The organism is Gulosibacter molinativorax, from assembly GCF_003010915.2.
GTDB lineage: Bacteria > Actinomycetota > Actinomycetes > Actinomycetales > Microbacteriaceae > Gulosibacter > Gulosibacter molinativorax.
This window is the reverse complement of sequence record NZ_CP028426.1, coordinates 1,538,634-1,563,498: the sequence shown is the minus strand read 5'-3', so window position 1 is coordinate 1,563,498 and position 24,865 is coordinate 1,538,634. Positions and strand designations below refer to the sequence as shown.

General features: G+C 65.1%; 17 protein-coding genes. 15 read left to right on the top strand and 2 right to left on the bottom strand.

Annotation, left to right across the window (positions count from 1 at the left end; all coding sequences use genetic code 11):
* Positions 1 to 2: 2 nt before the first annotated feature.
* From GMOLON4_RS07405 to GMOLON4_RS07390, 4 genes are all read left to right on the top strand, one after another.
* The gene (locus GMOLON4_RS07405) at positions 3 to 1,367 is read left to right on the top strand and encodes an MFS transporter (protein WP_051266395.1); all 1,365 of its coding nucleotides are present in this window, start codon (positions 3 to 5) and stop codon (positions 1,365 to 1,367) included.
* A gap of 35 nt (positions 1,368 to 1,402) precedes the next feature.
* Complete coding sequence (locus tag GMOLON4_RS07400; RefSeq protein ID WP_026936282.1) at positions 1,403 to 2,785, top strand: NAD-dependent succinate-semialdehyde dehydrogenase; 1,383 nt, start codon at positions 1,403 to 1,405, stop codon at positions 2,783 to 2,785.
* 19 nt (positions 2,786 to 2,804) lie between these two features.
* On the top strand, positions 2,805 to 3,872 hold the full coding sequence (locus GMOLON4_RS07395) for an alcohol dehydrogenase (protein WP_211222681.1): 1,068 nt from the start codon (positions 2,805 to 2,807) through the stop codon (positions 3,870 to 3,872).
* A gap of 79 nt (positions 3,873 to 3,951) precedes the next feature.
* The gene (locus tag GMOLON4_RS07390) at positions 3,952 to 5,187 is read left to right on the top strand and encodes a CaiB/BaiF CoA transferase family protein (protein ID WP_245575379.1); all 1,236 of its coding nucleotides are present in this window, start codon (positions 3,952 to 3,954) and stop codon (positions 5,185 to 5,187) included.
* Between the two features lie 156 nt (positions 5,188 to 5,343).
* Here GMOLON4_RS07390 and GMOLON4_RS07385 read toward each other — a convergent pair whose 3' ends face one another.
* Positions 5,344 to 7,032, bottom strand: a complete 1,689-nt coding sequence (locus GMOLON4_RS07385) for a helix-turn-helix domain-containing protein (protein ID WP_026936284.1) — start codon at positions 7,030 to 7,032, stop codon at positions 5,344 to 5,346.
* A 294-nt stretch (positions 7,033 to 7,326) separates the two neighbouring features.
* On the opposite strand from GMOLON4_RS07385, the gene GMOLON4_RS07380 reads away from it, so the two are divergent.
* The 3 genes from GMOLON4_RS07380 to GMOLON4_RS07370 all read left to right on the top strand — a co-directional run bounded on the left by GMOLON4_RS07380 (position 7,327) and on the right by GMOLON4_RS07370 (position 10,378).
* Positions 7,327 to 8,238: an alpha/beta hydrolase gene (locus tag GMOLON4_RS07380; RefSeq protein ID WP_026936285.1), complete on the top strand. Its 912-nt coding sequence runs from the start codon at positions 7,327 to 7,329 to the stop codon at positions 8,236 to 8,238.
* A 34-nt stretch (positions 8,239 to 8,272) separates the two neighbouring features.
* The gene (locus GMOLON4_RS07375; RefSeq protein ID WP_026936286.1) at positions 8,273 to 9,904 is read left to right on the top strand and encodes a flavin-containing monooxygenase; all 1,632 of its coding nucleotides are present in this window, start codon (positions 8,273 to 8,275) and stop codon (positions 9,902 to 9,904) included.
* Between the two features lie 102 nt (positions 9,905 to 10,006).
* Entirely contained in the window at positions 10,007 to 10,378 is a 372-nt protein-coding gene (locus GMOLON4_RS07370) for an addiction module protein (protein ID WP_084147367.1), read from the top strand.
* On the opposite strand, the gene hrpA is transcribed toward GMOLON4_RS07370, so the two are convergent.
* Complete coding sequence (gene hrpA / locus GMOLON4_RS07365) at positions 10,375 to 14,445, bottom strand: ATP-dependent RNA helicase HrpA (protein WP_026936287.1); 4,071 nt, start codon at positions 14,443 to 14,445, stop codon at positions 10,375 to 10,377. The genes GMOLON4_RS07370 and hrpA overlap by 4 nt on opposite strands.
* 97 nt (positions 14,446 to 14,542) lie before the next feature.
* Here hrpA and GMOLON4_RS07360 point away from each other — a divergent pair, with 97 nt between their 5' ends.
* The 8 genes from GMOLON4_RS07360 (at position 14,543) to GMOLON4_RS07325 (ending at position 24,826) form a co-directional block, all read left to right on the top strand.
* Positions 14,543 to 16,240, top strand: coding sequence for a dolichyl-phosphate-mannose--protein mannosyltransferase (locus GMOLON4_RS07360; protein WP_169516473.1), 1,698 nt, complete (start codon positions 14,543 to 14,545; stop codon positions 16,238 to 16,240).
* A 60-nt stretch (positions 16,241 to 16,300) separates the two neighbouring features.
* Positions 16,301 to 17,122, top strand: coding sequence for a 16S rRNA (cytidine(1402)-2'-O)-methyltransferase (gene rsmI / locus GMOLON4_RS07355; RefSeq protein WP_026936288.1), 822 nt, complete (start codon positions 16,301 to 16,303; stop codon positions 17,120 to 17,122).
* Positions 17,123 to 17,365: 243 nt separating this feature from the next.
* Positions 17,366 to 18,925: a methionine--tRNA ligase gene (gene metG / locus GMOLON4_RS07350; RefSeq protein ID WP_026936289.1), complete on the top strand. Its 1,560-nt coding sequence runs from the start codon at positions 17,366 to 17,368 to the stop codon at positions 18,923 to 18,925.
* A 7-nt stretch (positions 18,926 to 18,932) separates the two neighbouring features.
* On the top strand, positions 18,933 to 19,880 hold the full coding sequence (locus tag GMOLON4_RS07345; RefSeq protein ID WP_026936290.1) for a TatD family hydrolase: 948 nt from the start codon (positions 18,933 to 18,935) through the stop codon (positions 19,878 to 19,880).
* Positions 19,873 to 20,712, top strand: a complete 840-nt coding sequence (gene rsmA / locus GMOLON4_RS07340; RefSeq protein ID WP_026936291.1) for a 16S rRNA (adenine(1518)-N(6)/adenine(1519)-N(6))-dimethyltransferase RsmA — start codon at positions 19,873 to 19,875, stop codon at positions 20,710 to 20,712. Before GMOLON4_RS07345 ends, rsmA begins: the two co-directional genes overlap by 8 nt.
* Before the next feature lie 11 nt (positions 20,713 to 20,723).
* Entirely contained in the window at positions 20,724 to 21,641 is a 918-nt protein-coding gene (locus GMOLON4_RS07335; protein WP_106486607.1) for a 4-(cytidine 5'-diphospho)-2-C-methyl-D-erythritol kinase, read from the top strand.
* Between the two features lie 107 nt (positions 21,642 to 21,748).
* Positions 21,749 to 22,813, top strand: a complete 1,065-nt coding sequence (locus GMOLON4_RS07330) for a glutathione S-transferase family protein (RefSeq protein ID WP_035732215.1) — start codon at positions 21,749 to 21,751, stop codon at positions 22,811 to 22,813.
* A gap of 153 nt (positions 22,814 to 22,966) precedes the next feature.
* Positions 22,967 to 24,826, top strand: coding sequence for a GTPase (locus tag GMOLON4_RS07325; RefSeq protein WP_026936293.1), 1,860 nt, complete (start codon positions 22,967 to 22,969; stop codon positions 24,824 to 24,826).
* Positions 24,827 to 24,865 lie beyond the last annotated feature (39 nt).

Genomic DNA, 24,865 nt, shown 5'->3' with positions numbered 1-24,865 from the left:
TCATGGTTTCTGAATCAACAATTGCTACGCCGTCGAAGAAGCAGCGACGTCTCGCGGTGCTGGCCTCGAGCGTGGGCACCGTCATCGAGTGGTACGACTACATGGTCTACGCATTCCTGGCGACCACGATTGCGGCAATCTTCTTCGCCGCAGACAACCCTGGAATTGGGCTTCTGTCCGCACTCGCGGTCTTCGGTGTCTCTTTCCTTTTCCGGCCCCTCGGTGGCATCATCTTCGGGCACATTGCCGACAAGTTCGGTCGCCGTCCGTCGCTCGTCATATCGGTCGTCGGCATGGCGGCAACGAGCACGCTGATCGGTCTGCTGCCCACCTACGTGGCAGTGGGAATCCTTGCGCCGATTCTGCTCGTGCTGCTTCGCGCCGTGCAGGGACTGGCTGCAGGTGGCGAGATGGCCAGCGCGGCCACCTACACCGCGGAGTCGTCCACCACAGGTCGCCGCGGGTTTGACGTGAGCTTCGTCAATCTCGGCCTCGTCATCGGTACCGGTCTGGGTGCCATCGTGGTTGGTGTCCTCTACGCCGCGCTTTCGGACGAGCAGATGATGACATGGGGCTGGCGTGTTCCGTTCCTAATCTCGGTTGTGCTCGGGGTCGTTGCTCTCCTTATTCGTCGACACATGGAAGAGTCGAACGAATTCGAGAGCATGAAGTCGCAAGCACAGGTGAAGAAGTCGCCTCTGGTGACCACCTTCAAAGAGCAGCCGAAGGAAGTCTTCCTTGTGACGCTGATGAACCTGGGATCATTCGCGGCCTACTACATCGCGTTTACCTACATGAGCACGTACTTCGTGACGCAGGACATCATGAGCCAGTCGATGGCCTCGTGGTCGTCGGTTCTGTCGCTGCTCATTGCGGGCATCACCATTCCGCTTGCCGGGCGCCTTTCTGACAAGATCGGTCGCAAGCCCGTGTTCCTGGCTGCCACCGGTGCCCTCGTGGTCTTGGCATACCCGCTCTTCGTGATGATGAAGCAGGGTCTCGTCTTCGCAGTTCTCGGTCAGGTCTCCTTCGGAATCATCGAGGGCGCCTACCTCGGCGTCCTGCTCGCCGCCTACACGGAGCTGTTCAAGGCGTCGCTGCGAGTCAGCGGCGTCGCGATCGGGTACAACTTGTCCTCGATCCTTGCTGGCGGTCCGGCTCCCTATATTTCGCAGTGGCTCATTGCCAATACGGGCATCGCCGAGTCACCGGCATTCTTCGTGATGCTCGCCTCCGGTCTGTCGTTCGTCGCCGCGCTCTTTGGGTTCAAGGAAACCGCCTTCAAGCCGCTGCCCGGTCAGAAAGTCACCGATGCGAGCCTCGCCGGTGGGCGGAACATCCGTTTCGACACCTCGCTCGCCAACTAACTTCTCCATCGCATCCTTGAAAGGACAATTCTTCGATGAGTAACTACAAAACGATTAACCCAGCCACGGGCGAATTGATTCGCGAGTTCGGCGCTCTGGCCGACTCCGAGGTCGAAGGCGTCCTTGCCAGGTCGGGGCAGGCGTACAACCGGTGGCGTCGAGAGAGCGTCGAGCGCCGCGCATCCGTTCTCGCCCGAGCCGCCGAACTCTTTGAGGAACGCACGGAAGAACTCGCTGCGGTCTTGACCGAGGAGATCGGAAAGACCCTCGCGGCAGCGCGGGGTGAGATCAAGACCGTGATCGGCATCTTCCGGTACTACTCCACGACGGCGGTGAAGCAACTCGACGGCGAGGAACTCGACGTCGCCGGGCCCGGACGCGCGCGTCTTCGACTCGACCCGATTGGTCCGCTCGTCGGCATCATGCCGTGGAACTTCCCGTACTACCAGGTCGCGCGCTTCGCGGCACCGAACCTGCTCCTCGGTAACGTGATCATCCTCAAGCACGCATCCAACTGCCCGCAAAGTGCGGTCATGTTCGAGTCGCTTTTGCGCGACGCGGGGCTACCCGAGGACGCGTATATCAACGTCTTCGCCTCACACGACCAGGTCGCCCAGATGATCGCGGATGATCGCGTGCGTGGCGTGTCGCTCACCGGCTCGGAGGGTGCTGGCGCACGCACTGGCGAGCTCGCGGGTCGTCACCTCAAGCCCGTTGTGCTGGAGCTCGGGGGCTCGGACCCATTCATCGTCCTCGAGGATGCGGACATCGAGAAGGCTGCAAAGGATGCGGTCGCTGGTCGGCTCGTGAACAATGGCCAGACCTGCACTGCCTCGAAGCGCTTCATCGTGGTCGATGACGTGTACGACGAATTCGTCGAGAAGTTCGTCGGTGGCATGTCGCAGGTGCCGACCGGCGACCCGACCGATCCCGCCACCGTCCTTGGCCCACTCTCGAGCGAGTCGGCCGTGAAAGACCTCGAGGAGTTCGTCGCCGATGCCGTCGCGAACGGTGCGAATGTCGAAACGGGTGGCGAGCGACTCGAAGGCCCGGGCAGCTACTACCCGGCGACTGTGCTCACCGGTGTGACGGAGACGGCCCGCGCATACCGCGAGGAACTCTTCGGTCCAGTGGCAGTCGTGTATCGCGTGCCCGACGAGCAGACCGCGATCGAGCTCGCAAATGACTCGCCTTTTGGTCTCTCCAGCTCGGTCTATACGTCGGATGTTGATCGCGCCGAGCGCATTAGCGCAGAGCTTGAGGCCGGGATGGTCTGGGTGAACTCGGTGAGCAAGAGCTCGGCAGAACTGCCCTTCGGCGGCGTAAAGCGTTCCGGGGTTGGCCGTGAACTCGGCGAGGTTGGGCTCACGCAATTCGCGAATCAGAAGCTTGTCCGGGTTTTCGAAGACGCAAACTAGGACGGAACAGAAAGAAGAAATGATGAAGGCATTCGCCGTCACGAGTCCGGATGGTCCGGAACTCTCGGAAATCGAAATCGCAGAGCCGGAGCTTTCCGGCCGGGAAGTCCTAGTGGACGTCACCCATGCGGGGGTCTGCCACACCGACCTGCACCTTCGAAGCGGTGGCTACGACTTGGGGAGCGCGGGGTTCCTGTCGTTGCTTGACCGAGGTGTGCAGTACCCACTCATTATGGGGCACGAGATCGCCGGGACCGTCCGGGCGGTCGGGGACGAGGTGACCGACCTGCAAGTCGGCCAGCAGGTCGTCGTCTACCCGTGGCTCGGATGCGGAGAATGCGCGACCTGCCTTACCGGCAATGAGAACCAGTGCCCCGTCAAGAATCGCGGGCTTGGTGTCGCGCTGCACGGTGGATACGCGGATGCCGTGTGGGTGCCGGATGCGAAGTACTGCGTATCGTTGGACGGTATCGATCCCGAGTGGGGCGCAACGCTCGCGTGCTCCGGAGTCACCGCGTACTCGGCGGCACGCAAGGTGTCGAACATCCCGGCAGACCACCCGATTCTCGTGATTGGCGCCGGTGGCGTTGGACTCACCGCCATCGCGACGCTGCACGCCCTCGGGCACGAAAACATCGTTGTCGTGGACCGTCATGACGGCACCTTCCAGTACGCCAAGGAACTCGGCGCTACGAAGACGGCCGTCATCGGTGATGAGACCAACGGTTCCGACATCGGGGAAATCGTCGGCGAGAAGCCCGCCGCGATCATCGATTTCGTCAACAGCACGCAGACCTCGAAGCTCGCCTTCGATTCGATTCGGCGTGCGGGAACGATCGTGCAGGTCGGGCTCTTCGGCGGAGAGCTGCGCGTGCCAACCGCGCTCACCGTCATCCAGCAGGTGAGCATCATCGGCAGCTACGTCGGTGGTCTCAACGACCTGCGTGCCGTCGTCGATCTCGCCAAGGAAGGAAAGCTGCCGCGGAGCCCGATCGCGACCGCGGAACTGTCGCTCGACTCCTTGAACGGCGTACTAACCGCAATGGAAGATGGCCGTAGCCGCGGGCGAACGGTACTCGTTCGCTAGGCCACTGGCCAGGTAAATGATCTCGATGCGCAACGTCAATGAAGTCGGCGCACGTTGAACTGTTTTGAAAGGACTCGCCATGATGCGCAACGCAGGCGAACTGAACTCCGTTATTGATGAATACATCGCCTCGTCGACCGGACCGCTTGCCGGATTCGTGGTCGCCGATTTCGGCCGGGTCCTCGCCGCGCCGTACTCGACCATGCTGCTTGGCGACCTCGGCGCAACCATCATCAAGATCGAGGCGCCGTCTGGCGACGAGACTCGCTGGTGGCAACCCCCGGTGTATCAGGGTGAGTCCACGTACTACCTTTCGATTAATCGAAATAAGTTCAACATCCAGCTCGACCTGCGCGATCCCGCGGATCTGGCGACAGCCCGAGCGATCCTCGCGCGCGCCGACGTCATGGTGGACAACTTCAAGCCGGGTGGGCTGGAGAAACTCGGTCTCGGGCACGACGACGTTCGACGCGAGTTTCCGCATCTCATCGTGGCTTCGGTGACTGGATTCGGGGAAACCGGCGGGAAAGACCTGCCGGGGTATGACTTGCTCGTGCAGGCCGCATCCGGCCACATGCACATCACGGGTGACGTCGATACCGAGCCGTACCGCGCGGGCATCGCGATGTTCGATGTCATGACGGGACTTCACCTGACGATCGGTATCGTTTCCGCACTGCTGGATCGGGAACGGCACGGCAATGGGCAACGCATCAGCACGAACCTGATGGCCACGGCGCTGTCCTGCATGGCCAATCAGACTGGAGCGGCCGCGCTCACCGGTGCCTCGCCCATGCGCATGGGCAACGAGCATCCGAGCATCTATCCGTACGCACCGTTCGAGACTTCGGACGGGCGAATCGTTCTGGCGGTCGGTAACGACCGGCAGTACGTCCTCCTGTGCGACCTCCTCGAACGACCGGACCTGGCAACGGATCGGCGGTTTGCGGCAGCGAAAGATCGAAGCAACAACCGCGCGCAGCTGGAGCCGCTGCTCACCGAAATCCTGCAGCAGCGAACCACGCAAGAGTGGTTCGACCTCCTGAGCCCGGCCGGCATTCCGTGCGGGCCCATCAATGACGTCCTGGGTGGTTTGAAATTCGCCGAGTCTCTGGGGCTCGATCCGGTCACGCAGGTCGGCGAGGGGGAGCGTCGGTTCGCGACCGTCCGGAACCCGGTAAACTACAGCGAATACGACCTGCAGTATCGGCTCGCCCCGCCGCAGCTCGACGAGCACCGGGATGCGATCCTCGCGTGGGCAGGGCAGTCCTCGGCCACGCAGGAAGCGCCGGTTCCTAGCGGCGCGAACGCCTGAACTAGGTTCGCATCCCGCGTATGAGGCGGACGCCGGTGGCGTCCGCCTCATACGCGTTCGCCGCAATCGCGTTCGCCCTAAATCGCGTCTGGGGGAGCGGCCGTTCGTTCCGGGGAGTCGCCGTTCGTTCCGGGGAGTCGCCGTTCGCTGTGGCGCCTACTCGGCGAGACGCTGGGTGGCGCCGATGCCGTATTCCCGCATCTTGCGATAGAGCGTGGTCCGGCCGATCCCGAGCAGTTCGGCCGCACGACTGCGGTTTCCGCCGGTGCGTTCGAGCGCCTCTTCGATGCTTCGGTACTCGGATGCGGCCAGGCCGTAGAGCGATCGAGCGCGCATCCGCATCTCGGCAGGAAGGGCCTCGGCATCAACGACGTTGCCACCGTGCGTCCGCTTGAGGTGAGTCAGCAGCGACGTGAGCTCGCGGACGTTTCCCGGCCAATTCCACCGCAATAGGGCCTGCGTTGCGGCAGCGGACAGTACGAGTCCCTCACGCTCGCCGTATTCCGCAACGATTTCCGTGATCCGATCGACGTCGCCCATCAGCGGCTGGAGCGCAATGTTCGGGATGCGCAGGCCACTGCGCTTTTCGAGCATCCGAGGCATTGCGCTATCGCTCGTGGTGATGATGAGGTGTCCGCGGCCGGGCCTGTTCTGGTGACGGAAGAGGTTGAGGAGCTCTGAGCCCTCAGCGCGCTCGAAGCGGAGCTCCGGTTCGGAAAGAATGATCGAACTGCCCGAGGCCAGCTCGCGTTGCAGCCGGTCGGCATCCTGATCGGTGGCGTGGCTCACGACGGTGGGGGTCACCCCGTGTCGCTGCGAGAGCCACTCCCTCGTGAGGTGTACTTTGCCCACACCGTTGGGGCCCGTGACCGCGATTGTGGCAGAAAGATCCGTCGCCTCGTTGAGCTCCGCGATTCGCTGAGCGTGCCAGTTGTTCGAGTGTCCCGATACCAGAGTGCGGTTATCGAGTTCGATGCCGTACACGGTGTCTTCTCGGGCGTCATACAACCGACGCGCGGTGCCGGTCGAATAGCCGATCGTGACGGGTTGAATGGAATTACTGCTCCAGTCGAGCGACTGCAAGTGCTCCCACACTTTCACGTGGGTCTCGGCAGACAGGAGCGACAATCCGCCGGTGGTGCTGTAGACGCCATCTCGACTCAGCGCGAGCACCGTCTTCGTGGGTGAAGTGCCAAGGAAAAGCGCCAACATCGCCCGAATATGTTCAGGGATGCCTTGATTCGCGATCGCGGATTCCAGCTCACTCGCAACCTGCTTGACGATCGCCAGCATCATCGGATGCGCGGCCCGCTCGGGAGCGGCAAGTGCGATCGAGCCCAGTAGTCGGCCAGTGCCGGGATGGCGGATCGACATCCCCGCGCACGTGAGGCCGGACAGCGCGTCGCTGAAGTGCTCCGCACCGTTGATCAGAATCGCGTTTCGCTCTTCCAGCGCGGTCCCCAGACCGTTTGTGCCGATGGACGACTCGGAGAAGTCATAGCCCTCGCTGGCGTAGGCGCGATCGAGGCGGCGAAGCACGCTCGACTCCTCGGTCTGGCGAGCAATGATCCGACCCGCAGGGTCGCTCAACAGGATGGAAACGGGCTGCCCGACGAGGCTGCTGTGCCATCGCGAAAAGACCTCGCCGCTGGCCTTCATCAGGCGCTCCGGCGAAGACTGACGCACGTCGTCGAGCCGAAACTTGGGATGCGCATCCGGCACCACATCGCCTGACGAGACGGTGCGGCGCCAGCTGCGTTCGATGACGGGATCCAGGTTGGCGTCACTGATCGAGGCGACCTCGACCCCCACTGTCAGGAGCTGCTCGCGAACGGATCGCAGCAATTGAGCAGGGTGTGAATCACCATTTCGCACGAGGTCACCTCATTGTCACCGTGAAGATTGGTATCAGCCATTATGCGCCAGATACGGGGCCCGGGTGAGACCAATGCTGCGCCGATTGATGCTCGAGACGTATTGGTGGTTGGTAGGTGCCCTGTTCCGTTTCGGAACACCGGAACACGCCTACGAATTCCTAGTGTTGTCATCACGGCGTTGCCATCCGTATCGCAGACATCGAAGTCGCGAACACGGAACGCCGAACTCACGCTGACAACGAAGACAACAAAGGAGTTTGCGATGACCAGCAACATTGCTATCAAGTCGGACGCACTACGGGATCTCTACGCCGAGTGGACGACGCTCATGACTGACAACCCCACGATGGGGATGCGCCTCTTCCGTTCGATCTTCGATGAGTGGCACCAGCCGACCGTCGAGCCGGAAGACGTCACCTACCGCGAGGAAGTCGTGGGTGGCGTTCCCGGAATCTGGTGCCTCCCCGCGGGCGCCGATGAGTCGCAGGTGATGCTCTTCACTCACGGCGGCGGGTTCGCGGTCGGCTCGGCCTCGAGCCACCGTAAGGTCGCGGCACACGTCGCGAAGACGCTCGGCGTCACCAGCTTTGTCCTCGACTACCGCCGTGCCCCGGAGCATCCGCACCCCGCGCAGATCGAAGACGGCGTCGCTGTCTTCGATGCGCTGGTGGAACGCGGCATCGACCCGAACAACATCACGACCATCGGTGACTCCGCCGGCGGAAACCTGGCCATCGCGATCCCCCTCGCGCTCAAGGAGCAGGGCAAGCCGACTCCCGGCCAGGTAATCGTCTTCTCGCCGTGGCTCGACATGGAGAACGAGGGCGAGACCCTCAAGACGAACAACGACACGGATGCGCTCATTACGCCCGAGCTCCTTGCCGGCATGATCGCGGGTGTGCTCGGCGACAAGATCGATCCGCGCACGCCGCTCGCGAACCCGCTCTACGCCGACTTCACCGGGTTCCCCCGCCTCTACGTCAACGCGGGAAGCGTCGAGTCGCTCGTCGACAACGCCACGCGACTGCAGGAACGCACTGAAGCTGCGGGCGTGGACATCACCGTCAACATCGCGGAGGGGCAGCAGCATGTCTTCCCGTTCCTCGCGGGTCGCTCGGACGTGGTCACGGAAGAACTGGCCCGCATCCGCGACTGGTACGGCTCGGCACGATAGCCGACATTCGATTTCTGGATTTATGGGACATGCAATGAGCACCACAACGACGACACAGACTGTTGACGCAATCGTCATTGGCGCCGGATTCGGCGGCATTCAGGCCACTCACCGACTCGGAAACGAGTTCGGGATGACCGTCAAGGCCTTCGATAAGGCCGCCGGCCCCGGCGGTACCTGGTACTGGAACCGCTACCCGGGCGCCATGTCGGACACGGAAAGCCACATCTACCGATTCTCGTTCGACAAGGAGATGCTGCAGGAGGATACCTGGTCGAACACCTACCTCATGCAGGCGGACATCCTGGCCAACATCGAGCGCGTGATGGACCGCTACGACCTCTGGCAATACTTCGAGTTCAACACCGAGGTGACTTCGGCGATCTACCTCGAAGACGCCGAGCTGTGGGAAGTAACCACGAGCAAGGGAGACGTGTATCGCGCCAAGTACGTCGTGAACGCGCTCGGCCTGCTTTCGGCCGTGAACCTGCCCGATATTAAGGGTATGGACACCTTCGAGGGCGAGATCCTGCATACCGGTGCGTACCCGGAGGGGAAGGACCTCACCGGGCTCCGCGTCGGCGTAATCGGTTCCGGTTCTACCGGCACCCAGGTGGTCACCGCGCTCGGTCCGAAGGTGAAGCACCTGACGCACTTCATCCGCACCCCGCAGTACTCGGTGCCCTCGGGCTTCCGCCCGGTCGATGAGGCCGAGGTGCTCGAGACGCGGGAGAACTTTGACGCGATTTGGGATCAGGTGAAGAACTCGGCCGTTGCGTTCGGGTTCGACGAGTCGACGACCCCCGCGCTCTCGGTGTCGGAGGAGGAACGCCAGCGCGTGTACCAGGAGGCCTGGGAGCGAGGCGGCGGGTTCCGCTTCATGTTTGGCACGTTTGGTGACATCGCGACCGACCTTGAGGCGAACGAGACTGCCGCCGCGTTCATCCGCTCGAAAATCCGCGAGACCGTGAAGGATGAGGAAAAGGCCCGCAAGCTCACTCCGACCGACCTTTACGCCCGCCGCCCGCTCTGCGACGGAGGATTCTTCGAGACCTTCAACCGCGACAACGTTGACGTCGTCGCCCTGAAGGAGACGCCGATTGAGGAAATCGTGCCGAACGGCATCCGCACCGCTGACGGAACCGTGCACGAGCTTGACGTGATCATCTTCGCCACCGGGTTCGACGCGGTGGACGGCAACTACCGTCGGATGAACATCCGCGGTCGGAACGGGATCCATATCAACGAGTACTGGGACGGGCAGCCGACCAGCTTCCTGGGCGTCGCGACCGCGAACTTCCCGAACTGGTTCATGGTGCTCGGCCCGAACGGGCCGTTCACCAACCTGGTGCCCAGCATCGAAACCCAGGTCGAGTGGTTCACCGACTTCATCAAGCACGCCGAGGACAACGGCCTTGCTTCGATCGAGCCGAGCCAGGAGTCGGTCGACGAGTGGACTAAGACCTGCAGCGAAATCGCGGACATGACCGTCTTCGGCAAGGTTGACTCGTGGATCTTCGGTGCCAATGTTGCCGGGAAGACCCGGTCGGTGCTGTTCTACGTTGGAGGGTTGAAGAACTATCGCGACATCCTCAAGGACATCGCCGATAACGACTATCGCGGCTTCGAGCTCCGATCCGCGGTGGCAGCTTCCGTTGCCGCCTAACTAAATAGGGAATCACGTCTCCGCGTGACCTCAGTTCTGCTGAAGTCACGCGGAGACTTTTTGCCTTCGGTGTTTGTCGGTCGCACGTCGTAAACTTGGGGCATGACACCAGACACCGCAAACTTCATTCGAGAGGCTCTCACTCTCGACGCTGACCAGCGTGCGGTGGTCGCGAATGTCTTGATCGAAAGCCTCCACGAAGGTCCAGACACGGGTGAAATCGATGAGGCTTGGCACGAAGAGGTCAACCGACGCCTTACCGAGGTGCGTGATGGTTCGGTCGAGTTGGTTGACGCCGACGACCACTACGCCCGATTGCGCGACTCGCTCACCGCGCTTCGAAGCGCTGCAGATGAAGGCTGGGCAGATGCGAGGGCCGGTCGATACGTCGACGCCAGGCTCGAAGAATTAAATGAGTTCATTCAAGGTCTCGGTGAAGCTGCCGTGCCCAACGTGGCCGACAACGATCACTAAGCGCTGAGCGCCGCGCGGATGCGCTTCAGTGACACGGTCTGGGCCGTGCCGAGCTGCTGCGCGAAGAGGCTCACGCGAAACTCCTCGAGCATCCAGCGAACCTGCACGAAACCTGCCGGCGCGTTCGGGCCGGTCGGAATCTCGCCGCCAGCAGCCTTGTAGAGCTCGGTGGCCTTTTCGATTTCGAGCATCCCGGAGCGCTCGGTCGCGGCGCCCGACTGCAGCCGCTCGAGGCGATACGTCACCGCGCGCAAATAGCGGGGGAGATGACGCAGCTGATCCATCCCGGTGCGCGACACAAAGCCGTCGAAGATGAGGCCCTCGAGCTGCGCCTTGGCATCGGTCAGCGAGCCGAGATAGGCGAGGGCGTTCACATTCTTGATCGCGGCCAGCGCCTCTCGGTGTGCCTTGAGGATCTCGGCGACGAGCTTGACCGCGGCGAACATCGCGTCGACGAGTGTCGCGTTGAACGCATCCCGCAGCGCCTCGAACTGAGCCCGAGTACTTACTGGCTCTTCGGGCATTGCCGCATTCGCGAGCGCGATCAGTACATCGGCGAGCAGCGCATCCGTCGATTGGTACGGGCTGGATGCGAGCGACAGCTTCTCGTGCGAGGTCAGGTGCGACTGCACGTAGCTCGCGGGTGTGGGCACCGAGCGGGCGAGGAGGGCCGCGACCGCGCGCTGGTGCTCGCGCTGCTGGTCGTCCGCCGTGGTCGCGAGCACCAGGTCAATCGGCGAGGATGCGGGGGTCGCCGGTTTGCGCAGCTGCAGCGTTGGCCACGCGCGGATCACCCCGTGCTTGCGGCGGATCTCGAAGGACTCGGGAATCTCATCGACGGGCCAAGCGGTGATTTCGCGCTGGTCGAAGTTGGCTTCGGCTGCTCCCCTCGATACACCGGCTTCGCCGGCACGCGGGGATCGGCCGGTGTCGGATTCCCGAGTGCCGCTTCTCGATACGGTGCCGTCGGCACCTACTCGAAGACCACCCTCGGCGGTGTGGCGAGGGGAGCGGGCCGCGTCCGCGGTCGTCGCGTGGATGAGCGCGGCCTCGGAGGCGCGCTTGAGTCGCTGCTGCAGCGCGATGAGGTCGCTACCGGCGCCGAGTTCGCGACCCGAATCATCCACCACGCGGAACCGCATGAGCAGGTGCGAGGGGATCTTCGCGAGATCGAACTCCTCGACGTCGAAGCGGATGCCCGCCGCGCGCTGCATGTGAACACGCAGGACCTCGGTGAGGGTGCCGTCGACAGGTTCGGCGAGGTCTGGGCGGGCGGTCGCGATGGTGCGTTTCGATACGTCGCTATCGCGACTACTCAACGTGCGGTTGGATGCGTCCGCACCCTTCGATACACGGGCTCCGCCCGCACTCAGGGAGCGTTCGTTCGCGGACTCCTCGAGGAGCTTCGCGGCCCAGTCGGCGGCGGCCACGAAGTTGCGGCGGATGACCTTCGGCAGCGACCGCAACAGCGCGGTCACGAGCTCGGCGCGCAAACCCGGCACGAGCCAGTCGAAGCCATCCGGCTGCAACATGGCGAGTAGCGGCAAGGGAATCGTCGCCGTCACGCCGTCGTCGGCGGAGTTCGGGTCGAACTTGTACCGGAGCTTGAGCTGCTGCTCGCCCTGCTTCCACACGCGCGGGAACTGCGCGTCGTCGGCCTCGTCGACGTCCTCGCCGAGGAGGTCCGCGCGGGTGAGGGTGAGCAGGTCCGGCTGCGTTTTTTGCGCTTCGCGCCACCACTTATCGAACGTCGCCTGCGAGACGACGTCATCGGGGATGCGCTCGGAGAAGAACTCCATGAGCACCTCGTCGTCCTCGATGAGCCCGCGCTGGCGAGTCCGTTCCTCAAGTTCCTCGAGCTCCCGCCGCAGCTGCCGGTTCTTCCGCTCGAACGGATAGTGTCCGGTCCAGTCACCCTCGACGAGCGCGTGGCGGATGAACAGGTCGCGGCTCCAGACCGGGTCGATCTTCGCGAATCCAACGCGGCGACCCTTCACCAGCGGTACGCCGTACAGCGTCACGGTCTCGAGCGCGACGGCCTGGCCCTGCTTTCGCTCCCAGTGCGGTTCGGCGTGCTGGCGCTTTACGAGATCGCCCGCGAACTCCTCGGCCCACGCCGGGTCGATCTTTGCGACCGTTCGCGCGAACAGCGCCGAGGTCTCGACGAGCTCGGCCGCCATGACCGCATCCGGGTTCGACTTCGCGAGGCCCGAGCCGGGGAAGATGCGGAAGCGCGTGTTGCGCGCGCCCTTGTAGTCGCGCTTGACCTGGTCGTAGACACCAATGTGGCTGAGGAGGCCCGTCAGCATCGCCTTATGCACCGCATCTGCGTTCGCGCCGGGCTCGGCGTTCGGCGCGATCTCGGCGCCGGGGGCGGTTTCGTGCTTCGGCCTCTGGATGCGCAACCCGAGTCCCCGGGTCGCCTCGCGCAGCTGCCGGAAGAGGTCCTGCCACTCGCGGAAGCGCACGAAGTTGAGGAATTCCTTTTTGCACAGGCGGCGGAAGGCGCTTGAGCCGAGGGCGTGCGACTGCGCCTCGAGGTAGTTCCAGAGGTTCAGCAGTGTGAAGAAGTCGCTCGTCGGATCGCGGAAGCGCGCGTGGAGTTGGTCGGCCTGCTGACGATGCTCGAGCGGGCGCTCGCGGATGTCCTGAATCGTGAGGCCAGAGACGATGATGAGAATCTCGCGTGCGACATCGAGTTCTTTGGAGGCGAGCACCATGCGGCCGTAGCGCGGGTCGATCGGCAGGCGGGCGAGGTCGCGGCCGATGCGGGTGAGCTTGGGGACGGCGCGCGAAGCCCGAGTGCCGCCACGAATCGCGCCGAGCTCGCGAAGGAGGTCCACGCCATCCTTCACACCCCGGCTGTCGGGCGGAGTGAGGAATGGGAAGTCCTCGATCGCGCCGAGGCCGAGCTCGAGCATCTGCAGCAGTACGCTCGCGAGGTTCGTGCGCAGAATTTCCGGGTCGGTGAATTCGGGACGCGAGTTGAAATCATCCTCGCCGTACAGCCGAATCGCGATGCCGTCGCGAGTACGACCCGACCGACCCGAGCGCTGGTTCGCCGATGCCTGCGAGATCGGCTCGATCGGCAGCCGCTGCACCTTCGCGCGAGTCGAGTACCGCGAGATGCGCGCCTCACCGGTGTCGATCACGTATGCGATGCCGGGCACTGTCAGCGAGGTCTCCGCGACGTTCGTCGCGAGCACGACGCGCCGGCGCACCCCTGGCGCGCGGCCCTTCTCGAACACGCGATGCTGATCCCGTGCGCTCAGCCGGCCGTAGAGCGGGAGCACCTCGGTTGCCGCGCGGCGACGGCCAGTGAGCGACCCGCGGATTGCATCCTCCGCATCCCGAATCTCTCGCTCGCCGGGCAGGAAGACGAGCACATCGCCCGGCGCCTCGCCCTCGAGCTCATCGAGCGCCGCGACGATGCCCTCGAACACGTCGCGGTCCTGACCGGGCGCATCCGGGTCTTCGGCATCGGCAAGCAGCGGCCGATAGCGCACGTCGACGGGGTAGGTGCGGCCTGAGACCTCGATGATCGGCGCATCCGAGAAATGCTTCGAGAACGACTCGGGGTCGATCGTCGCCGAGGTGATGATCACCTTAAGATCCGGGCGCTTCGGCAGCAGCCGTTTGAGGTAGCCGAGGAGGAAATCGACGTTGAGGGAGCGCTCGTGCGCCTCGTCGATGATGATCGTGTCGTAACGACTCAGGTTGCGGTCGCCACGCAGCTCCGCGAGCAGGATGCCGTCGGTCATGAGCTTGACCTTGGTCGCCTTCGAGGATTCATCGGTGAAGCGCACCTGGTAGCCGACGAGGTCGCCGACTTCGGTATCGAGTTCCTCGGCGACGCGCTCCGCGATCGTGCGCGCCGCGATTCGGCGGGGCTGGGTGTGCCCGATCGACTCGCGGCCGAGCTCGAGGCAGATCTTCGGCAGCTGCGTCGTCTTGCCGGAGCCGGTCTCGCCCGCGACGATGACGACCTGGTGGTCGCGAATGGCCGCGGCAATCTCTTCGCGGCGCTGCGAGACGGGGAGCTCGGGCGGGTACGTGATCTCAAGCATGGATGTTCAATCTTACGTCGCGGGGTACGTCGCGCGGGTACGGCGTCGCACTCGCGTCGGACTCGCCTCAATACGAGGAACGCCTACGATGGGGCGGGTGAGCGCGACCTCGAATCTACAGCGGACCGGATCACGGCGCATCAAGCCGCCGACCGGTTCCTGGGCCGACGATCTCTGGCAGCGGTGGACGGCGACCCCGCAGTTGCAACGACGAACCGAATGGATCCTCGTTGGCATCATCACGCTCATCGGGGCGCTCGCGCGGTTCATCCGCCTCGGGCATCCCGCAAACCTCGTGTTCGACGAGGTCTACTACGTGCTCGACGGCTGGACGCTCGCGAACCTCGGCTACGAGGCGGAGTGGCCCGAGAACGGTCGCGACCTGTTTGCCGCGGGAGACGTCAATGCTTATACGACCGACCCGTCGTATGTCGTGCATCCACCCCTCGGTAAATATCTCATCGGCTGGGGGATGCTCATCTTCGGCGCGGAGAACGCGTTCGCGTGGCGCATCGCCGTCGCAGTATTCGGCTCGCTTGCAGTGCCGCTGCTGTACCTCGTCGGGAAGAAGTTGTTCGGCTCGATCGGACTCGCCGCGATCGCGGCGGGGTTCCTCGCGCTCGACGGCCACGCGATCGCCACGAGTCGGATCTCGATTCTCGATGGCCTGCTCATGTTCTTCGTGCTGCTGGGATTCCTCTTCCTGCTCTATGACCGCGACGATCAGCGGCGACAGATCTTGGGCTGGACCAAGGCGTGGCGCGAGCGAGAGCACGCGAAGGACCCGCGCATCCCGCTCGAGGCGCCGCGGAGCAAATGGTCGCTCACGATTCGACCGCGCGCGGACCGCGTGCCGGGGCCCGACTGGGGACCGATCCTGTGGAATCGGCCCTGGCTCGTCGCGATGGCGCTCTCGCTCGCGGCCGCCGCGAGCATCAAGTGGTCGGGCGCCTACTTCCTCGCGATCTTCTGCGTCGTGACCATCGGCATCGATGCGGCGACGCGCAAGGAAGCCGGCATCACGTTCTGGCTCTCGGGCGCGGTGCTGAAGCAGGGTTGGGCCTCGTTCCTGCTCACGATTCCGATCTCGATCGTGCTGTACCTCGTGACGTTCCTCGGCTGGTTCCGCACCGGCGCCGGCTACTACGCGAACTGGGTGCAGGAGGAGGCGTCGCGCGCGTGGGGCGGGATGCTCGAATGGGTGCCGCTGTCGTTCCAGAACTTCTGGCACTACCAGTCCGAGGTCTTGAAGTTCCACTCGGGCCTCGGCGCCGACCATCCATACGCATCCGCCCCGGTCCAGTGGCCGTTCTTGTTGCGGCCCACGGCATTTTCCTACGACTACTACTCGTATGGTGAGCACGGTTGCGCATCGACACAGTGCGTCGAGGCGATCACCTCGCTGTCGAATCCGCTGTTCTATTGGCTCGGCACGATCGCGATCGTGTTCCTCATCATGATGCTATTCGTGCATCGGCGCTGGCAGACGGTCGCGCCGGTCATCGGTTACGCGGCGGGCTACCTGCCGTGGCTCATTACCGGGCGCACCGCGGTCTACCACTTCTACGTGATCGCGTGGCTGCCGTTCATGTTCCTCGCCGCGGCGCTCGCGCTGCAGACGCTCGCGGGTTCGCCGCAGGATGATCGACGCAGCCGCACGCCCGCGGTCACGGCCGTCGCGATCTTCCTCGGGCTCGGGGTACTCGTGTCCTTCATGTTCTACCCGGTCTGGAGCGGCATCCAGATTCCCACGTGGTACTGGCATCTCACACACTGGCTGCCGGGGTGGGAGTAGGGGCGGGTCTCCTCATCTCCGCCTCCATATTTTTCGGCTCCACCTCAGAAAGACGACCTCATGCTCATCCTCGCTGGCACTCCGATCGGAAATCTCGGCGATGCTTCGACGCGCCTCATCGAGACGCTGCGCGCGGCCGAGATTGTGGCGTGCGAGGACACTCGCACTACCGCGAAGCTGCTGAACCTCCTCGAGATCGAGTCGCGGCCGCGACTCATCGCGCTGCACGAGCACAACGAGCGCGAGCTCGCCGCCGAGATTGCGCAGCTCGCGTCGACGCAGGATGTCGTGCTCGTGTCGGATGCGGGCATGCCGGCGATCTCCGATCCGGGGTACCCCGTTGTGCGCGCGTGCATCGAGGCGGATGTGGCGGTGACCTCGGTTCCCGGGCCGAGTGCCGTGATCACCGCGCTCGCGGTGTCGGGCCTGCCGACCGACCGATTCACGTTCGAGGGATTCATGCCGCGGAAAGCGGGGGAGCGCGCTGCCGTGGTTGCGGCGCTCGGCGACGAGCCGCGCACGAGCATCTTCTACGAATCGCCGCATCGCCTTGCCGCGACGCTCGAAGGTCTCGCTGCCGCGCATCCTGACCGCCAGGTGGTCGTATGCCGCGAACTCACGAAGCTCCACGAGGAAACCGTGCGGGGCAGCGCATCCGAGCTTGCCGAATGGGCGCGCGAAGGAGTGCGCGGCGAGATCGTGCTGCTCGTTGCCGGCGCCGAGCCCGGTGCCGTCGATGAGGATGCGGCGCTCGTCCGGGTGCTCGAGCTGCAGTCCAAGGGGATGCGGCTCAAGGACGCGGCGGCCGAAGTCGCGACGGCGACGGGCCTGCGCAAGCGCGACCTCTACGAGGCTGCCCTCGCCGCCGATCGCATCGAGTGACGGCTTTGCGGAGACCTCCCGCGCAGGACCGTCGCTGGATGCATTCTGCAGGCCCCGGAGTGCATCGAGTGACGGCTTTGCGGAGGCTTCCCGCGCAGGCCCGTCGCTGGATGCATTCTGCAGGCCCCGGAGTGCATCGAGTGACGGCTTTGCGGAGGGCGGCAACAACGCGCCAGCCAACACACCCACACCACCCTCGTAACGTGGTAATTGCGTGAGAGCGCAAGCATTAGACTGATCCGCATGGCTTCTGGCGAATCTTTCTACGTCACTACTCCCATCTTCTACGTCAACGACGTGCCCCACATCGGTCACGCGTACGCGGAGGTGGCTGCGGATGTGCTCGCGCGCTGGCACCGTCAGCGTGGGGACGACACCTGGTTCCTCACCGGAACCGACGAGCATGGGCAGAAAATCATGCGGTCCGCGGTGGCGAACAACATGCAGCCGCAGGAGTGGGCGGACAAGCTCGTTAATGAGGCGTGGCGACCGCTGCTCAAGACGCTGAACCTCTCGAACGATGACTTCATTCGCACCACGGAAGAGCGCCACGAGACGCGCGTGCAGAAGTTCCTGACGCAGCTCTACGAGGCCGGCTTCATTTACGAGGACGAGTTCGAGGCGCTGTACTGCGTGGGCTGTGAGGAGTTCAAGCCCGAGTCGGAGATCGTCATGGGCGAGGGCCAGTACGAGGGGCAGAAGGTCTGCGCGATCCATTCGAAGCCGCTGGAGCTGCTCAAGGAGCGCAACTATTTCTTCAAGCTCTCGGCGATGCAGCAGCCGCTGCTCGACTATTACGAGGCGCACCCCGATTTCATCATGCCAACCTCGGCCCGCAACGAGGTGGTCAGCTTCGTGCAGTCGGGCCTCCACGACCTGTCGATCTCGCGCACGAGCTTCGACTGGGGCATCAAGGTGCCTTGGGACGAGTCCCACGTCGTCTACGTCTGGGTGGATGCGTTGCTCAACTACTTCACCGCGATCGGCTACGGCGATGGCGACGGCCAGTTCGAGCGTCGCTGGCCCGCGAACCACATTGTCGGCAAGGACATCCTGCGCTTCCACGCGGTGATCTGGCCCGCGATGCTGCTCGCGGTGGGCATCGAGCCACCGAAGCGCGTGTTCGCGACCGGCTGGCTGCTCGTCGGGGGCGAGAAGATGTCGAAGTCGAAGCTCACGGGTATTGAGCCGACCGAGATCACGGATGTGTTCGGCTCGGATGCGTTCCGCTACTACTTTATGCGCGCGATTCACCTCGGCCAGGACGGCTCGTTCTCGTGGGAGGACTTGAGCGCGCGCTACCACGCCGAGCTCGCGAACGGTTTCGGCAACCTCGCCTCGCGCGTGATCAGCATGGTCAAGAAGTACTTCGACGGGGAGATCCCGGCCGACGTGCAGTCGCACGTTGATGACGAGGCGATCTTTGAGATCGCCCGTACGGCGATCCGCGACTCGGAGGAGGCCGTCGACCGGTTCGCTATCGACCAGGCGATCGCCGCCGTGTGGAAGCTCGTCGATGCCCTGAACCTCTACATCACCGATCAGCAGCCGTGGGTGCTCGCGAAGGATGACGCGAACCGTGACCGGCTCGCCGCCGTGCTCGCGACCGCGGTCCGGGGCCTCGGCGTCCTCGCCGTGCTCCTCAACCCGATCACCCCGATCGCAACCGAGAAGCTCTGGGCTGCGATCGGTGGCGAGGGCGCGCTCGGCGACGTCACCCCGAAGACCGCGCTCGAGTGGCGCACGAACGGCCGCGTGAGCGACCTCGCGTCGCTGTTCCCGCGCATCGAGCAAGAAAACTAATCAAGTCGTGGCCGATCTCTCGACGACGGATAGCCAGCATCCCCGCAAGCGCGAAGCGAAGGCCGAGAACGGCGCGCGGCGTGATTTGAAGTACCCGGATCTGCCCGAGCCGCTCGCGGTGCCCTGCTACGACAATCACACCCACCTCGAGATCGAGGACGGCGAGACCGGCCTCGAGATCGGCGAGCACATGGACCTTGCCGAGCAGGTGAACATCCTCGGCGCCATCACGGTCGGCGGGGATGTCGCCTCGAGCCGCTGGCAGGTGTGGGCCGCGAACGAGGATGCTCGCCTCCTCGCCGCCGTCGCGATCCACCCGAATGAGGCGCCGCATGTCGCGGCGGCCGGGAACCTCGATGCCCACCTCGCGCAGATCGCCGAGCTGGCACAGGATGCGCGGGTCGCGGCCGTCGGCGAGACCGGCCTCGACTTCTTCCGCACCTCGGGCGATGAGGCGATCGCGGCCCAATACGAATCCTTCGAGGCGCACATCGCGATCGCGAAGGCGTGCGGGCTGCCGATGCAGATCCACGATCGGGATGCGCACGACGCGGTCGTCGAGACTCTTCGGCGCGTCGGCGCACCCGCGGGCACGGTGTTTCACTGCTTCTCGGGGGATGCGGAGCTGGCACGGATCGCCGCTGCCGAGGGCTGGTACTGCTCGTTCGCCGGCAACGTCACGTTCAAGAACGCGCAGAACCTGCGCGACGCGCTCGAGGTGCTCCCGCCCGAGCTCGTGCTCGTCGAGACGGACGCGCCGTTCCTCACCCCGGTGCCGCTGCGCGGGCGCCCGAACGCGCCCTACGTCATCCCGAACACGATTCGTTTCATGGCGGATCACCTCGGCGTCGAGGTCGACGAGTTCGCGACCCGCGTCGCCGAGAACACGCTCGGCCTCTACGGCCCGTTCGACCCGACCGAACGCACCGCATGGCTGGAGGCCCGCCGTGGCTGACGTGCGACTGCTCGGCCCGAACGAGATCCGCGCCCTCGCAGAAAAGCTCGACGTGCAGCCGACGAAGAAGCTAGGCCAGAACTTCGTGCACGACCACGGCACGGTCCGCCGCATCGTCGCGACCGCGAAGGTCCAGCCGGGGGAACACATCCTCGAGGTCGGGCCGGGGCTCGGCTCGCTCACGCTAGCCATCCTCGAGGCGGATGCGCGCGTCACCGCGATCGAGATTGACGGCCGCCTCGCCGAGCAGCTGCCGCACACCGCCGCTGAGTTCGCCGCGCCTGTCGCGGATCGCCTCACGGTGATTCACGAGGATGCGCTCAAGGTGCAGGATGTGCCGGGGGAGCCGGTCGCGCTCGTCGCCAACCTGCCGTATAACGTGTCGGTGCCCGTGCTGCTGCACCTGCTCGCGCAGCTGCCGTCGTTGCAGCGCGGCGTCGTGATGGTGCAGAACGAGGTCGGCGAGCGGCTCGCGGCGAGGCCGGGCTCGAAGGTCTACGGCTCGCCGAGCGTTAAGGCGGCCTGGTACGGCACGTGGAAAACCTCGGGCCTCGTGGGCCGGAAGGTCTTCTGGCCGGTGCCCAACGTCGACTCGGTGCTCGTGGGCTTCGCGGCACACGACGAGCTACCCGGCGACACATCGATGCGCGATCGTCTGTTCAGAATCGTGGATGCCGCCTTCGGTCAGCGCCGGAAAATGCTTCGTCAGGCGCTCTCGAGCGTCTACGGCTCGGCGGCCGAGGCGAGCGCGGCGCTCGAAGAGGTGGGAATCGACCCGACGGCGCGCGGCGAGGCGCTCGGTATTGAGGAATTCATCCGGCTCGCCCGATAGGGTCGGCTGACATGACGACGAAGCGGGTGGCGGTCCGTGCCCCGGGCAAGGTCAATCTCACGCTCGCGGTGGGCCCGGTCGGCGCGGATGGCTATCACCCGCTCGCGACGACGTTCATGGCGCTCGACCTCTACGAGGACGTCGTGGCGACCGCCGCCGCGGGTCTCTCGCTCGTCTACACCGACGGCCCGGTGGATGCATCCGGGCTCGACACGGGGGAGGCGAACCTCGCGATCCGAGCTGCGCGCCTGCTTGCCGAGGCCACCGGTCATCCGGCCGAGGCGGCGCTCGAAATCACGAAGCGCGTGCCGATCGCGGGCGGCATGGGCGGCGGCTCGGCCGATGCGGCCGCCACGCTCGTCGCGTGCGACGCGCTGTGGGAGACGAACCTCACCGCCGAGGATCTCCGTGCGCTCGGCGCGAAGCTCGGCAGCGACGTGCCGTTCGCGATGTGCGGGGGCGTCGCGGTCGGTACCGGGCGCGGCGACGAGCTCACGAGTGCGCTCGCCGAGGGCCGCTTCGAGTGGGTGCTGCGGTTCAGCGACGAGGGCATGTCGACCCCGGCCACCTACCGGGCGCTTGACGAGCACCGCGACAAGCACGCCGCATCCTTGGGGCCGATTCACGAGCCCGAGGTGCCCGAGGTAGTGCTGACCGCGCTTCGAGGCGGCGACGTGCGGGCGCTCGCGGACCTCCTCGAAAACGACCTGCAGGCGCCCGCGCTGCGGCTGCGCCCCGACCTCGCCGAGGTGCTCGAATTCGGCGAGACGCACGGCGCCCTCGCGGGGATCGTCTCCGGCTCCGGCCCGACCCTCGCGTTTCTCGCGGAGGATGCGGCGGCCGCGGATGCCCTGCACCGCGCGTTCCTCGCCGACGGCCACCGTGCCCTGCGAGCGAGCGGTCCCACGGCGGGCGCGCTCGCGCACTGAACCGACTCCGCTACTCTGCAGCCAGTGCGTCGGCCTCGCATCCTGCGATCCGCGGCTTAAGAGGTGCGATCAGGATGATTAATCACGCGCCCGTCTACACTGACGGCATGAGCGACGAGAATTCGACCAAGGGTGCCTACACCAAGACGGGTGAGGAATACACCCGCGACACCGCCTACATCACCGATCGCATTACGAAGGATGCCCGCCCGGTTGGCGAGGGCATCCAGACCTGGCCCGTCGAGGCGGGCCGCTACCGACTTGTTGTCTCGCGGGCGTGCCCGTGGGCCAACCGCGCGACGATCGTGCGCCGGCTGCTCGGCCTCGAGGACGCGATCTCGATGGCGATCTGCGGACCGACCCACGATGTTCGCTCGTGGACCTTCGACAAGGATCCGGACGGCCGTGACTCGGTGCTCGGTTACGAGCGGCTTCAGGAGGCATACTTCGCTCGCTTCTCGGATTACCCGAAGGGCATCACGGTCCCGGCGATCGTCGACGTGCCGACGAAGGCCGTCGTGACGAACGACTTCCCGTGGATCACCCTCGACTTCTCGACCGAGTGGACCGAATTCCACCGCGACGGTGCACCCGACCTCTACCCGGAGCCGCTGCGGGACGAGATGGAGTCGGTCATGCGGCACATCTACACCGAGATCAACAACGGCGTGTACCGCTGCGGTTTCGCCGGTTCGCAGGATGCGTACGACAAGGCGTATGACCGCCTCTTCACCGCGCTCGACAAGGTCTCGGAACGGCTTGAGACGCGCCGCTACCTCATGGGCGACACGATCACCGAGGCCGACGTGCGGCTGTTCACGACGCTCGCTCGCTTCGATGCGGTCTACCACGGACACTTCAAGTGCAATCGCCAGAAGCTCAGCGAGATGCCGGTGCTGTGGGCCTACGCCCGAGACCTGTTCCAGACGCCGGGGTTCGGTGACTCGACCGACTTCGTCGACATCAAGCGGCACTACTACGAGGTGCACGAGGACATCAACCCGACGAAGATCGTCCCCAAGGGCCCGAACTTCGCGAACTGGCTCACCGCGCATCACCGCGAGGAAATGGGCGGCTCCCCGTTCGGCACGGGCACGGCTCCCGGACCGGTCCGCGAGCCGCTCGAGCCCGGTCACTCGATCGAAGAGCTCATCGCGCAGCAGAACGCCTAACGCGCAGCGCCGCGCCGACCAGCCCCGCGCCGACCCGTCCTGTGTCGACGCGTCCGGCGCCGACGCCGTGGCCTGCGAGTCGGCGCAGGGATGTACGCGTGTTGCGCCGCCGGGAGGTGGTGGGCCGTCGCGCAAACGCACTACGGTAATGGCATGACGTCAGAGGCCCCGAAAACCGAGACCAAGCCAAAGCCGAACTCGGCGACGCTTGCGTTCCGGCAACTCGGCGCCGCGGCGAAGGCCAATGATCGCAGCGAGCAATTCGCGGCGATCGCTCGGATGATCAAGGATTCGCAGGGCCGACAGCCGAGCGTGGTCGTGGTCGGTGAGATGAATCGCGGCAAGTCCACGCTCATCAACGCGATCCTCGGCGCCCCCGGAACCTCGCCGGTCGGGCCGACGGAGACCACGGGGCTTTCGGTGAGCTACGTGCCCGAGAGCGAGAACTTCCCGTTCGGGCAGGCGGAGCTGGAGTACGCATCCGAGCCGCGGCTGCGCCGCATCCCCGCCGAGGAGCTGCCGCAGTGGGTGCGGATCGACTCGCCGACCCTGCTGGATGCGGAGGAGCCGCCCCTGCAGGCATCCCGCGCCGTGAAGAAGTCACCGCTAGGTCGCGTCACGATCGTCGATACGCCCGGCTCGGGCGGGCTCAGCGAGGCGTATGTGATGCGCGCGATCGCCCGCGCGCAGGATGCATCGGTGCTGCTCATGGTCACCGACGCCGCCGGCCGGATCACGAAGCCCGCGCTCGAGTTTCTCGTGCACTGCAGCACGATGGTCGAGTCAGTCGTCCTCGCCGTCACGAAGATCGACCTCTATCGCGGGCACTGGCAGGCCGTGCTGGAAGAGAATCGGCAGGTTCTCGCGGCGCGCGACCCGCGGCTCGCGAACATCCCGATCATCCCTGTTTCGGGCGCCTGGGGCGAGCGCGCGGCCGCCGAGCCCGACGAGGCGCGACGCCGCAAGCTCTACGGGTCGAGCAATGTCCACGAGCTGATTCGCGCACTGCGGGCCCCGCTCGAGCGCGGCTCGAAGCTGCCGACGCTCAACGCGCTCCGGCAGGGGATCGCGATGCTCGAGAAGCCGCTCATCCAGCTGGAGACCGAGCGCGAGGCGCTGGGCGGGATCGTCGAGAAGCACGACAATCTGCTTGCCGTGCGCGATCACCGCGAAAAGCTGCTGCGCACCTTCGAGGATTCGAAGTACGACTGGAACGCGCAGGTCGACCGCGTGCGAGTCGAGCTCACGGCCGCCAATGCCCGGCTGTCCCGCGAATTCGGGGCGCACTGGAAGGACCGGCTGCAAAAATACGGCGCGGGCATTAGCGAGAAGCAGAGCGTCGCGCTCATGAACGAGATGGCGGCTGATATTGAGGTGCAGGTCGGCCGCGCGCTGCGAGGGATCGTGCAGCGCGGCACGAGCCTGCTCTCCGAGCTGTATGCCGCGGCGGGCATGGATCCCCAGCAGGGGCTCCTGCAGGAGGTCGAGCGGCGGGCGCTCGAGGCGGATGCGGGGCCTCGCGGTGGGCTCGATCGTGGCACGGCCTCGATCGATCCGCGCATGATGGTCTCGGGCGTGCTGATGGGCTCGGGTATCGGCGGCATGCTCACCGCGATCACCTCGGTCGTGTTCATGCCGGTGATCGGCGTTGCGGTGATGGGCAGTTTCAGCATCATCCTGGCGCGGCGGCAGGCGAAGCGGCAGTCGGTGATGCAGACGGCGAATGACGCCACGATCGAGCTGCGCGAGACCCTCGATCGCGCGGTGCGGGGCGTCCTCGGCGTCGTCTCGACGGATGCGCGCAAGGTATTCGACCGCGACCTGCGGCAGTCGGTGACGGATGCGAAAACGGAGCTTGCGCGGCTCGAATCGGCCAAGCGCGCGAGCGAGTCGGAGCGGGAGCGTCGGCTCGCGCAAATCGACCCGAAGATAGAGCAAATCGAATCCGCCATGGCGGCCGCGCACGACGAAATCTTGCGACTTACGGACCGCGCTTCGGCACCAGGTCCCTAACCACGTATCCTCGTATCAGTTTGCAGTCTCGAGATTCTG